Annotated in this window: 12 protein-coding genes; all 12 read right to left on the reverse strand. The window is 62.4% G+C overall.

What is annotated here, in order from left to right; genetic code table 11:
• Positions 1-76: 76 nt before the first annotated feature.
• A complete protein-coding gene (guaA, locus tag J5N58_RS12730; protein WP_244711042.1) occupies positions 77-1,639 on the reverse strand; it encodes a glutamine-hydrolyzing GMP synthase in 1,563 nt (520 codons plus the stop codon).
• Between the two features lie 92 nt (positions 1,640-1,731).
• On the reverse strand, positions 1,732-2,370 hold the full coding sequence (locus J5N58_RS12735; protein WP_113447003.1) for a 5'-methylthioadenosine/S-adenosylhomocysteine nucleosidase: 639 nt from the start codon (positions 2,368-2,370) through the stop codon (positions 1,732-1,734).
• Positions 2,367-2,816 carry a PaaI family thioesterase gene (locus J5N58_RS12740; RefSeq protein ID WP_112827625.1) on the reverse strand — a complete coding sequence of 150 codons (450 nt, stop codon included), beginning with the start codon at positions 2,814-2,816 and terminating at the stop codon, positions 2,367-2,369. Before J5N58_RS12740 ends, J5N58_RS12735 begins: the two co-directional genes overlap by 4 nt.
• Before the next feature lie 78 nt (positions 2,817-2,894).
• On the reverse strand, positions 2,895-3,347 hold the full coding sequence (locus tag J5N58_RS12745) for a TspO/MBR family protein (RefSeq protein WP_113443830.1): 453 nt from the start codon (positions 3,345-3,347) through the stop codon (positions 2,895-2,897).
• Positions 3,348-3,385: 38 nt separating this feature from the next.
• Positions 3,386-4,471, reverse strand: a complete 1,086-nt coding sequence (locus J5N58_RS12750; protein ID WP_244711044.1) for a DUF1513 domain-containing protein — start codon at positions 4,469-4,471, stop codon at positions 3,386-3,388.
• Between the two features lies 1 nt (position 4,472).
• Complete coding sequence (locus J5N58_RS12755; RefSeq protein ID WP_113443828.1) at positions 4,473-5,573, reverse strand: imelysin family protein; 1,101 nt, start codon at positions 5,571-5,573, stop codon at positions 4,473-4,475.
• Entirely contained in the window at positions 5,570-7,105 is a 1,536-nt protein-coding gene (locus J5N58_RS12760) for a di-heme oxidoreductase family protein (protein ID WP_244711046.1), read from the reverse strand. Before J5N58_RS12760 ends, J5N58_RS12755 begins: the two co-directional genes overlap by 4 nt.
• A 49-nt stretch (positions 7,106-7,154) precedes the next feature.
• The gene (locus J5N58_RS12765) at positions 7,155-8,435 is read right to left on the reverse strand and encodes an imelysin family protein (protein WP_244711048.1); all 1,281 of its coding nucleotides are present in this window, start codon (positions 8,433-8,435) and stop codon (positions 7,155-7,157) included.
• Positions 8,436-8,583: 148 nt separating this feature from the next.
• Entirely contained in the window at positions 8,584-9,873 is a 1,290-nt protein-coding gene (locus tag J5N58_RS12770; RefSeq protein ID WP_113443826.1) for an RsmB/NOP family class I SAM-dependent RNA methyltransferase, read from the reverse strand.
• 108 nt (positions 9,874-9,981) lie between these two features.
• The gene (locus J5N58_RS12775; protein ID WP_113443825.1) at positions 9,982-10,344 is read right to left on the reverse strand and encodes a septal ring lytic transglycosylase RlpA family protein; all 363 of its coding nucleotides are present in this window, start codon (positions 10,342-10,344) and stop codon (positions 9,982-9,984) included.
• A gap of 364 nt (positions 10,345-10,708) precedes the next feature.
• Complete coding sequence (locus tag J5N58_RS12780) at positions 10,709-11,584, reverse strand: SDR family oxidoreductase (protein ID WP_113443841.1); 876 nt, start codon at positions 11,582-11,584, stop codon at positions 10,709-10,711.
• A gap of 12 nt (positions 11,585-11,596) precedes the next feature.
• Positions 11,597-12,742 carry a tRNA epoxyqueuosine(34) reductase QueG gene (gene queG / locus J5N58_RS12785; RefSeq protein WP_244711050.1) on the reverse strand — a complete coding sequence of 382 codons (1,146 nt, stop codon included), beginning with the start codon at positions 12,740-12,742 and terminating at the stop codon, positions 11,597-11,599.
• Positions 12,743-12,750 lie beyond the last annotated feature (8 nt).

Below are 12,750 nucleotides of genomic sequence, written 5' to 3' on the forward strand. Positions count from 1 at the left end.
GAAGAAAATATCTATCCTTATTGGCAGGTTAGATCGTGCCCTGGCGTAGTTCTGGATACGCCCGGAGGGGCAAAAATCATTCCCACTCGATGGTGCCCGGCGGCTTCGAGGTCACGTCGTAGACGACGCGGTTGATGCCGCGGACCTCGTTGATGATGCGGGTTGCCGCACGGCCGAGGAATTCCATGTCGTAGTGATAGAAATCCGCCGTCATGCCGTCGACGGAGGTCACGGCCCGCAGCGCGCAGACGAATTCGTAAGTTCGGCCATCGCCCATGACACCGACGGTCTGGACCGGCAGCAGCACGGCGAAGGCCTGCCAGATCGCGTCGTAGAGGCCGGCCTTACGGATCTCGTCGAGATAGATGGCGTCGGCTTCGCGCAGGATGTCGAGCTTTTCGCGGGTCACGCCGCCCGGGCAGCGGATGGCAAGCCCCGGTCCCGGAAAGGGATGGCGGCCGATGAAGCTATCGGGCAGGCCGAGCTCCTTGCCGAGTACGCGGACCTCGTCCTTGAACAGTTCGCGCAACGGCTCGACCAGCTTCATGTTCATGCGCTCGGGCAGGCCCCCGACATTGTGGTGCGACTTGATCGTCACCGACGGACCGCCGGTGAAGGAGACGCTCTCGATCACATCGGGATAGAGCGTGCCCTGGCCAAGGAATTCCGCGCCGCCGAGCTTCTTGGCTTCCTCCTCGAAGGTCTCGATGAACAGGCGCCCGATGATCTTGCGCTTGGTTTCGGGGTCGCTGACACCTTCCAGTTCGCCGACGAAGCGGTCGACCGCATCGACGTGGATGAGGTGCAGGTTGTAATGTTCCTTGAACATGGCGACGACACTGGCCGCCTCGTCCTTGCGCATCAGGCCGTGGTCGACGAGAATACAGGTGAGCTGATCGCCGACGGCCTCGTGGATCAAAAGCGCGGCGACGGAAGAGTCGACGCCACCTGACAAGGCGCAGATGACGCGCTTGTCGCCGACCTGGTCGCGGATCTGCTGGACCGCCTTGGCGCGATAGGCCGACATCGTCCAGTCGCCCTTGATTCCGGCGATGTTGTGCACGAAATTGCCGATCAGCTTGGCGCCATCCGGCGTGTGCACCACTTCCGGATGGAACTGCACGGCATAATACTTGCGCTTCTCGTCGGCAATGAAGGCGAAGGGCGCGTTGGAGGAAGTGGCGACCACCTCGAAGCCCGGCGGGATCGCGGTGACACGGTCGCCGTGGGACATCCATACCTGATGGCGCGAACCGGAGGACCAGAGCCCCTCGAACAGCGCGCATTCCTTGTCGATCTCGAGGAAGGCGCGGCCGAATTCGCGGTGATGGCCACCCTCGACCTTGCCGCCGAGCTGCATGCACATCGTCTGCTGGCCGTAGCAGATGCCGAAGATCGGCAGGCCGCTGTCGAAGATCACCTGCGGTGCGCGCGGGCTTCCCTCGTCGAGGGTCGATGCCGGGCTGCCGGACAGGATGATCGCCTTGGGTTTCAGCCGGGCGAAGCCTTCCTCCGCGGACTGGAAGGGAACGATCTCGCAATAGACGCCCGCTTCGCGGACGCGCCGGGCGATGAGCTGCGTCACCTGGCTGCCGAAATCGATGATGAGAACGCTGTCGGGATGTACTGTCTGGGTCATGGCGAGCCTTTAAAGAAAAGCGACGGTTCTTTCAATCGGAGAATTGTGCCGATTGTCCGCAATTCGGGCGCATCGGCGCTCTTTTCCATGGGTCAGAACCAGAAGACGCCATCCTCCAGCGCGTCGAACAGGCCGTCGACGGCAAGCGCCAGCTTGCGGTCCACGACGTGCAGATACTGCTTCCAGTCATCGATATGGCTAAGATCCTCGCGACCGTCGGAAATCCCTCTCAGCCCGATCAGCGGCAGGTTGAAGGCATGGCAGGCGCGAAGCACAGCAAAGGTCTCCATGTCGACCATGTCGGCCCCGATCGATTGGTAGGCCGGACCGGATACGATGTTCGCCCCGGTGGATAGGCTCGCCGTCGGAATGCCGGGGATACGCAGCGGCAGTTCGACCTCCGCCGGCAGGTCGAGAAAGGGCGTGCGGCCTTTCTCGAAACCGAGCGGGGAGGCGTCCATGTCGCGGTAGGCAACCGATGAGACCTGATAGACCTCGGTCTGCTCCAGCTTGTTGGAGCCGGCGGAGCCGAGCGAAACGATAAGATCGGGGCGTTCGTCCTCCTCCTCCAGTTTCGCCAGCGTCCGGGTCAGCGCGATCGCCGCCTCCACCGGACCGACGCCGGTCATCAGCGGATCGATGCGCGAACGCAGGAAAGGCCCGTATTCCGCATCCACCGCCATGACGAAGAGGATCGACTTGCCTGAAACCGACTTGAGTTCGAATGTCATCCGGAAATACCTTCTCGGCCCCTGACGACCATCATCGTGCTGGTCATCGAGGCTATCAGTTTGGCGGGACCGTCGCTGAGCGCGTAGCCGCGGCCGTCCGCGACGATGATCGTCGAGCCGGGCTTGGTGATCTCTCCGCGGAACAGGAAACGTTCGCCGCGTCCCGGTGACATCAGGTTCACCTTGAATTCGATGGTCAGCATGGCGGCCTCGGCATCGATCACCGTATAGGCCGCATAGTTGCACGCGCTGTCGAGCGCCGCCGAAATCACGCCAGCATGCAAGATACCGTGCTGTTGCGTCAGTTTCTCGTCGAAGGGCAACTCGATCTCGACCACACCCTGGCTGATGCGGGTGAGTTCCGCACCGAGCGTGCGCATGGCCCCCTGGCGGGCAAAGCTCTGGCTTATCCGCTCGCTCACCGCATCGCTGTTGATTTCACTCATGAGTCAGCCCCTCTCGCAGCCGCGAAATTGGCATGGCGCATGCGCTTCGGCAAGCCGCAGACCGGGCGAAATCCAAAATCAGTTCATCAGGAAGATCGACGCATTGAGCAGCGTTGCGAAGGCAACCCACAGGGCATAGGGGACGAACAGAAGGCGTGCCGGGCGATCGATCGGTTCCGCCTGTTTCATGAAGCCGAGTATAGCGAGGAACATCACGATGATGACGATCAGCGCCAGCCCCGGCGCCTGCAGGCCGAAGAAGATCGGGGACCAGGTGAAGTTGAGGATCATCTGGGCGAACCAGATCTGCATGGCGGCCGATGCCGGGGCTCGTTCCCAGATCCGCGCGCCGGCGATTGCGATCATCACGTAAAGCACGGTCCAGACCGGCGCGAAGATCCATGATGGTGGATTGAAGAAGGGCTTTGCCAGCGACTGATACCAGCCGCCCGGCAGGTTGAAGAGGCCGGAAAGGACGCCGAAGCCGACCACGACGACGATGAACACCAAATGGATGAGAAATTTGCGCATGTCGAAGAAATAGGGCGGTGTTTCCCACCGCCAAGATATCAGCCGGCGATGCGCACGATATGCTGGTCCCAGGCGACCGGGCTGCGGGTTTTCTCGAAACGGCCGTCGTAGGAAGAAACGGCAAAACCGTCCCTGCCGGCGGCGATGCCTGCGGCATCCGCCACTTTGGCCTGCGATAACACCTTGCCGGTCTTTGCATCGAGCGTTACCGCAAAGCCGCCCTGGGGCGATGTCAGGCCGACCAGGCCCTTGTCGCGGTTGACGGCGATGGCCCCGACGTAATTCCCAAGCCCCGTCGTCGTCTCCTCGGGAAGATCGATGAAGGAGATATCCTCCCCACGGGCGAAATGGCCGACGAGCGGCGGCAGGTCGTTGCGCGGGCCTTCGTATTGGCAGGCGAACCAGATACGCCCGTCCGCCGCAATGTCGAGATGGCGGGTGGAGAGCTGGCGGAGCCTATCCGGCATTGCATGCTTCTCGATGAGTTCGCCGGTTTTCGCATCCGCGATGACCAGCGACGGCTCCATGTGATCGAGATTGAGTTTGGTGCGGCCGAAATCGGGATGGGTTTCGATGCCGCCATTGGCGATGAGGAGAAACCGGCCGTCGTCGCTGACCGTCATGTCATGGGTGCCGATGCCGTGTGCGGGAAATTCTCCGATGCGGCGGAAACCGGCGCGGGCATCGTAGACGCCGATCATGCCGCGATTGGCGTCGAAATCGTTCTCGCTGGCATAAAGCAGGCGGCCATCCGGCGAAAAGCTGCCATGCCCGAAGAAATGTCGGTTCTCCGGCGCGGAGATGACGACGGGTTCGGAGCGCCTCAGGCTGTCTAAGATGACGGCGAAGGTGCCGGGACGTCGCGCAAACGCGACGGTCAGGCCCGTTTCGGCATTGTGGCCGAGACCATGGATGCGATCCGGCAGCCGGATCTCGTCGATGAAGGTGCCGTCTTCGCTGACGAGGCCAATGCCGTAGTGGCCATCCGGAGCCCGAAATCCGGAAGCGAAGACGGCATCCGTTCGCTCCAGCGCAAAGGCCGCGCGTGGCGTCAGCGATTGCAGGAAGGCAATGCCGGCGGCCTTGACGAAGAAACGTCGGTCGATCAGCGCGCTCCGGGCCATTTCAGTCCCCGTCGGAGAAGGAAAAGCCCGCGCCGAGCCCAATCGCGCCGCCATAGTCGTTGTTGAGGCGAAGAATGAGATCCTTGCCGTTCAGCAGCAGGAAGTCGAGTTTCGCACGCTCGGCAAGATCGGTGACCGCGACCTCGACGTCGGGATTGATGTTCATCGCCACGCGTTCCAGCGACTTGGCGACGAAATCGATCGACGAAACGGTGGAGCGGACGTCCTCGTTCAGTAGCTCGACCATATCGGAGCTGTCGAGCAGCGTCCGGATGCCGTCGACATTGTCGGCAATCGATTTGAAGGTGTTTTGCGAGCGCCAGTAGATCGCCTGTTTCGGGAAGGTATTGTTCGCTTCACCCTTGTAGAAGGTTTCGAGACGCTGGTCGCGCACGGTTTCGGCGCCATGCACCAGAATGCCGAGAAGGGCGGTGATCGCCTCCCTGCCGTCGCGGAAGACCGGATTATCGGGACCCGGATGCTTCCACGCATCCTGAATGCCGTCCGGCTTGTCCCAGATGTCGACGAGTTCGCCACCGAGCCGTTCGACATTGCCGGCGATTGCCGCGCCATAACGGCAGCGGAAGCCGTCCTTCTCGGTCGTAAGAATCTCCGAGCCGGTGCCATAGAGCACGAATTCCAGCGCCCCCAGCCCCTGCATGGCGACGCTCTTGTCCTTCAGCGTGTCGACGCTGGTTGCCGTTTCGTCAGGCTTCGCGAGAACCGCCTGCACCTGCTTCAGGCCGGTGCTCTTGCGGTCGGGATAAAACAGGATGCGCTCGAAGCGGTTTTCCTCGATCACCGGGCCGACGCGCACGATCTCGATATGGGACCAGGCCGAGACCGTTTCGCCAAAGGTGGCCTTGGCGGCTTCGAGGTTTTGCTGCGAAGGCGCGGAGCAGAGCGTCTGCATGCTGGCGCCCAACGCATCGGCATGGTCACGGAAGTTGCGGTATCCGGGGCGGATGAAGCCGTCGACGGCCTTTTCCAGCACCGTGGCAATGGCCTCCTCATGCAGTCGCGGCGCGGCAAGCGTCGCGTCCTGCGCCAGGGCGGGTGTCACGAACATCGCAGCGAGGAGAAGAAGGACATTCCGCTTCATAGGGACTCCAGAAAGGTGACGAGCGCCTTGCGTTCTTCGGGTGTCAGGCTGGCAAAACGATCGCGGGCAGGCTCTGCCTCTCCCCCATGCCAGAGGATCGCTTCCGTGAGGTTGCGGGCCCGCCCGTCATGCAGGAAGAAGGTATGGCCGTTCACCGCCTCGGTCAGGCCGATACCCCAGAGAGGAGGTGTCCGCCATTCCCGGCCGGAGGCGTCGCCGACCTGCTGGCCATCCGCCAGACCATCGCCCATATCATGAAGCAGAAAGTCCGAATAGGGCCATATCAGCTGGAACGACTGCGCTTTGTTCGCAGCGTCCCGGCGGGTCACGTATTTCGGCGTGTGGCAGGAGGTGCAGCCAGCCCCGTAAAACAGCGACTTGCCCTTGAGCACGGCGGCATCGCCGACATTGCGGCGCGCCGGCACGGCGAGATTTTCCGAATAGAAGGTCACGAGGTCGAGCACCGGGTCCGGCGCTTCCGTATCGCCAAGCCGCGCCTGCACGCCGTTCGGCATGGAGCGGCATTTTTCCTGCGCTTCGGTGCAGTCCCCATAGTGGCGGGGCGCATCGGGCGTCGAAATGCCGATATCGCCGGCAAAGGCGCTCGAACTCTGATCGCGAACCGAGGCGTTCTGCGCCTTCCAGCCGAAGCGGCCGAGCGTCATCTCGCCGGTCCGGTGATCGCGGGCGCGTGCGGCGCGGCCGGAAATGCCGTCGCCATCGCTGTCGTCGGGATCGGCCTTCGCCAGGATGTCGGCATCGGCGATGGCCTCGATCAGACCGAGACCCGGCATCTGGTTGGCGATGCGGGGGGAAAGGGTTGTATCGGCTTCGAGTGGCCCGTAGTTCAGGTCCGCAATGCGGTAGGCGGGCCTGCGCAGCATCACGGTCTCGCCGCCGGCAAGCGTCACCGGCGCTTCCGTGTATGTGATGACCATCCGGCCCTCGGCGGCAATGCCGGGCACGGCCATGTCCTGTAACTGCGCGCCGTAGGTCGTGTCGGGAAAATTGACCACCTTGAGATCGGCAACCGCCTGACGCTCCTCGTCGGTACGGGCCGGGCGGGCAAGTCGCAGGAACATCGATGTCGCGTCGGCATTGCCTTCCGGCGGCCGGCCGCGCCCATCCTTCAGATGGCAGTTCTGGCAGGCGCGGGCGTTGAACAGCGGGCCGAGCCCATCGGAAGCCTGCGTGGACGAGGGGGATGAAACCCAGAACTTGCGAAACAGCGCATTGCCGAGTTTGAAGGTCTCTTCCTCGGCGAAGGTGATGTTTGCGGAAGAATGCGAGAAGGCGTCGCCATTGATCGGCTGGGTCGAGGTGCCGGCCCCGCCCTGCATCGGCTCGAACTGTTCCGGCATGGAGAAGTCGGTGGTCGGTTCGGTGACCTTGAGAACCCGTTTCAGGTCCTTGGCCGAAAGGTCGGTTCGTTGCGGGGACGCTTCCTCGCCGGTCACCGGGGCGGTGAGCACAATCGCGCAGAAGCCTGTGAGCAGGGCGCGCGTCATGGCGCGAAGCAAGGAACCGGGCATCGGCAATGTGACCGGGCCACCGGATGCTGTCCGATGGCCCGCCTTTGTCTTATTGGAACACGGCGTTAGGATTATCGAGGCTGTCGGAACCTTCAAGCTCAACTGTGCCAAGATCCAGCGACGTAATGACGCGCTCGATGGTTTTCGTCTGGTCGATCAGGCCATCGATGGCGGCCTGTACGGTGGCGTTGCCTTCCGCATTGCCTTCCCCGATCATCTGGTCATAGGTTTCGACGGTCTCGGCGCGCTTGGCCATGGCATGCATGGCGTCGAGCGTCTTGGTAAGCTTCGCCTTCATTTCCGTATCGAGCGCCGGATCCTTCGCCGCGACGAGTTCCGAAAGCGACGGACCTGTCATCTTGGTGCCGTCGGCGCGGGTGTATTCGCCGGTATAGGCGGATGCGATGCCGATCGCATCGTTGAGATGCGAGTTGTGCGTGTTGTCCGAGAAGCAATCATGCTCCTCTTCCGGATCGTGCAGCAGCACGCCGAGCTTCATGCGCTCGCCGGCAAGCTCGCCGTAGGAGAGGGAGCCCATGCCGGTCAGGATGGCGGTGATGCCAGCCTTCGGATCGGCTTCGACATGCTTGGTGGCCTCGCCGTCCGGCGCCCAGGCGGTCACCATCTCCTGCAGGTCGGAGACGAGCAGGGTGGAGGCGGCCTTGAGATAGGCGGCGCGGCGATCGCAATTGCCGCCGGTGCAGTTCTTGGTGTCGTAGTCCGTGTAGGGGCGGTTGCCGGCGCCGGGACCCGTACCGTTCAGGTCTTGGCCCCAGAGCAGGAATTCGATGGCGTGATAGCCGGTCGCGACGTTGGCTTCGATCTCGCCTGCTTCATGCAGCGTCTCGGAGAGGAGTTCGGGCGTGATATTGGTCGCGTCGACGTCCTTGCCGCCGATCTTGATGTGCTTGTTGGCGATCACGTTGGCGACGTAGAGCGAGTTTTCATCGCTTTCGGTGCCATAGGCAGCGTCGACATAGTCGATCAGGCCTTCGTCCAGCGGCCAGGCGTTGACCTTGCCTTCCCAGTCATCGACAATTGGATTGCCGAAGCGGTAGACTTCCGACTGCTGGTAGGGAACGCGGGCCTTGATCCAGGCGGCGCGGGCCGCCTTCAGCGTGTCTTCGCTCGGCGTGGCGATAAGGGCGTCGATGGCCGTGTCCAGCGCCTTCGCGGTGGTGAGCGAATCCTCGTATTTCGCATGCGCCAGTTCGGCATAATGCTTCAGAACGGCGGCTTCGTCGGTCGCGGCGGCTGCCGGGCCGGCGACGAAGGCTGCCGAGGCAACCAGCAGCGCAAGCGAAGCGCCGATCACAGTTTTCCGGGTCATGGTCTCTCCTTTGACGCTTCGGCGCCAATCCCTTGAAACGAACGAGCCTGTCTTGGCGGAAAAATAAACTGGTGTCAAATAGTCTAGAAACAGCGCGTGGCGCTGTTTCTGACGTTTGTCAACCATGGGCCCGGGAGCGGTTGTTTTCTCAGGTCTTGCGTGTCATCCGGCAGAAGAAGAAACCATCGGTATCTGTCGAGGCGGGACTGAGCGTGATGGTGCGACCGTTAAACGACAGGGGGCGCGGCGCGGCGTCGCCAAACAGCTTGTCCCAGGTTTCGAGCGCGGGCGCGATCTCGAATTCCGGATTGTTTTCGCAAAAGGCCGTGACCTGCGCGTCGTTTTCCTCCGGCAGCAGCGAGCAGGTCACATAGATAAGCTGGCCGCCGGGGCGGACATAATCCGCCGCCTCGGTCAGCGCCTCCTGCTGCTGGCTGACGCGCTCCTGCAGATTGCGCGCCGTCAGACGCCATTTGGTGTCGGGTCGTCTGCGCCATGTGCCGGTGCCGGTGCAGGGCGCATCGACGAGAACGCGGTCGAACCGGCCCGTGAGGCCGCCGAGCGCCTTCAGGCTGTCATGAACCTGAACGTTATGGGTGCCGGCGCGCTTCAGCCGTTCGATGATCGGCGCGAGACGCTTGCGGTCGGCATCATAGGCGTGAACCTGACCCTTGTTGTGCATGGCCGCCGCCATGGCGAGCGTCTTGCCACCGCCGCCGGCGCAGAAGTCGAGCACCTGATCTCCCTCGCGGGGATCGACGAGATCGGCAACGATCTGGGAGCCCTCGTCCTGCACTTCGAACCAGCCCTTCTGGAAGCTGAGTTCGGCCGTGACGTTGGGAAGTCTCGACGGTCCCTCGCCGGCCGAGACCCTCATGCCGAAGCGTGCGATTGCCGCGGCCTGCGCGCCTGCACGGTCGAGCGCCTTGAGCGCCTTCTCGCGGGTGGATTTCAGGGTGTTGACGCGCAGATCGAGTGTCGGCCGCTCGGCAAGCGCCTTTGCTTCCGCAAGCCAGCCTTCGCCGAAGGCCTTCTCGAAGGAGGGTTCAACCCAATCCGGAATGTCGCCCTGTATATGGAGTGGGGCGTCTTCCAGTCTGCGGCTGGAAAAGGCGGACAGATGGTCCGCCGTCAAAGGCTGGGGAGCGAAGTTGTCGCCGTCGAATTCGGCGGCCAAGGCTTCTGCGGTATAGCCCCACTGACGCAGCAGCACCGACCACCCGAGTGCCGCGGCACTGTTGTCGTCCATCAGCCAGGCATGGGAAAGTTTCATGCGCAGGGCGTCGTAGACGATGTTGCCGATGGCCGCGCGATCGCCGGAACCGGCAAAACGATGGGCGAGACCCCAGTCCTTCAACGCATCCGCAACTGGACGGCGGCGCGTTTCAATATCGTTCAGAACCTCGATCGCACCGGCAAGTCGGCCGCCCAGACGCATATTCATTCTCCTGCATTCGAAGAGAGCGTGGTAGCGGCGAATGCAGGCAAGAGCAAGCGTCCCGCCTCAGAAGCGGTGCGTCGGCACCACTTTGCGGATATCGGCCAATCAGCCGATAACTTCGTAACAGACCTTGCCGTGGCCGGAACTGATCATGCCGATGTTCTGGGCCGCAGCCTTGGAGAGGTCGAGCACCCGGCCGCGGATGAACGGGCCGCGATCGTTGATGCGCACGACGACACTCTTGCCGTTCCTGGCGTTGGTGACCTTCAGCTTGGTGCCGAAACGCAGCGACTTGTGGGCCGCAGTCAGATTCGACGGGTTCATACGTTCACCGGAAGCAGTCTTGGATCTGAGTGCATACCAGGATGCGCCACCGCATGAAGTGGCCGCATGAGCCGAGAGCGGGGCGAAAGCCGTGAGCGCGACAATCATTGCCGAGGTGAAGGTAGAGCGCCGGATCTTCGTCAATTTGTATTTCCCTTGTTGTTGAACTCCGCAAAGTTTTTGCGTGGCGGGGCTTAAGCATGGGAAAAAATGGCAAAAACGTGCCTCATGTCGATCACGTAACATTACAGACTGTAACATTCGTGATTACGCAACTCGAATCGTCGAATTAACGGTTTATAAATAATCCAGAAAAAATCGTTTATTTACAGGCGATAAATGGAATGGAATTTCAGGTGAATCCCAAAATGAAGCGATCACGAAGAAAATCGCGCAAAAAAAATCCGCCACGCCATATTTGCCGCCCTAATTATGGTGATTCAGGGGCGAGCGTCTCTATCGACACTCTCTCAGCGTGTGGTCAACCGGGGTAAACGAGGCCCGCAGCTTATTTGTTCCAGCGGTTTTTGGACCACATCTCGGCGAGCGATATCCGGTAATCCGGGTATTGGAACCGGAAGCCGAGTGAGCGGATACGGGCGTTGGAAACCCGTTTGTTCTCGCCGTAGAATGACCGCGCCATCGGCGTCAGTTCCGCTGTCTCGAAAGGCTGCTCGGCCGGCGGCTCCACGCCCATCAACCTCGCCGCCTCGGAAACGACATCCTGCGGGGGGCAGGGCTCGCTGTCGGTGACATTATATATGCCGCCAATACGTCGCTCGCCGAGGAATGCCGCAGCCGCCGCGATGTCTTCCACCCGGATGCGGTTGAACACCTGGTCCTTCTTTATAAGGCGGCGGGCGGTGCCATTGGCGAGATTGACGAAGGCGTTGCGGCCCGGGCCGTAGATACCGGAAAGCCGGAGAATGGCGAGCGGCAGGCCGGAGGCCTTGGCCAGCGACTGCCAGGCCTGTTCCGCCTCCACCCGTTCGACGGAACGCTGTGACACGGGCTTGGCTGGCGTTTCTTCGTCCACCCAGGCGCCGCCATGGTCGCCATAGACGCCGACAGTGGAAAGATAGGAGACCCATTCGAGCGAAGGCATGGTTTCCGAAAGCGGCGTGCCGCCCAGCAGGCGGAGAAGCGGATCGCCGTCGCGGCCCGGCGCGATCGACTGGACCAGATGCGTGACGGTGGCGAATTCGCTCCTCAGTTCATCGGTCAGCGTCGTGCCGTCGAAGAGAAGGGGGCGGATGCCGGATGCGGAAAGTGCCACTGCCTTTTCAGGGCTGCGGGTGGTGCCGGAGACCTCATGGCCTTGGGACGCCGCGAGCGCGCCGATTGCCTTGCCGGAATAGCCCGCGCCGAAGATCATCATATGCATCGTCATTGTCCCTCAATTCCATTCCTGCCGCACGTCTGCGTCTTCTTCTATATGCAGCCGCGTTTCCCGCAGCATCTTGAACGTCTCCGTCGGCAGCAGGCGTGAAAGCGCCCAGACTGCCATTCCGCGCACCTCCGCCGCCTCGTCGTCCATGAGGGTAAAACAGATGTCGGCGAACTCCGCGCTGCCGGAATTGCCGGCAGCGATCAGACAGTTACGGATGAAGCGGTTGCGGCCGATGCGCTTCACCGGCGAGCCGCTGAAGAAGGTGCGGAACGTGGCGTCATCGAGAGAGAGGAGGAAGCGCAGTTCTGGCTCCAGGAGATCTTCGCGCGCCTTCAGCTTCATCTCGCTCGCTTCCTGGGCGAACTTGTTCCACGGGCAGGCGGCGAGACAGTCGTCGCAACCATAGATCCGGTTGCCGAAGGCCGGCCGCAGTTCCCTCGCGACGATACCCTTGTGTTCGATGGTCAGATAGGAAATGCAGCGCCGTGCATCGATCTGGTAGGGTGCCGGAAAGGCATCCGTCGGGCAGGCGTCAAGGCAGGCGCGGCAGGAGCCGCAGTGATCGATCTCGGGCGTGTCGATATCGAGTTCGGCGGTGGTGAACAGGCTTCCGAGGAAAAGCCAGGAGCCGAATTCGCGGCTGACCAGATTGGTGTGCTTGCCCTGCCAGCCGAGCCCGGCTGCCGCTGCCAGCGGCTTTTCCATCACGGGCGCGGTATCGACGAAGACCTTCACGTCAGCGCCGGCCCGCGCGGCAAAGCGCGTGGCAACCTCCTTCAGCCTGCCTTTCATCACATCATGGTAATCGCGGTTGCGCGCATAGACTGAAATGGCGCCCTTGTCCGGTTTGGCCTGCAAGGCGCGGGGGTCCTCGTCCGGCCCGTAATTCAGCCCGAACATCACGACTGAGTGGACCTCGCTCCACAATATACGGGGATCGGCGCGCCGCGCCTGCGTTTCCGCCATCCAGGCCATGGTGCCATGTCGGCCCGCTGCGATGAAGGCGGCGAGTCGTTCCGGCGCTTCCGGTATCGAATCGGGCGGGGTGATGCGGCAGACGGAAAACCCCTGCGCTGCCGCCTCACTCTTCAGGAATGCCGTCAGGCCGGCGCGCCGCCTGTCATTCCGCTCGTCGGGTGCAGGCGCAGCCATGCCGGCCT

It is taken from the genome of Paenirhizobium cremeum (assembly GCF_022884085.1).
Taxonomy (GTDB): Bacteria; Pseudomonadota; Alphaproteobacteria; order Rhizobiales; family Rhizobiaceae; genus Allorhizobium; species Allorhizobium cremeum.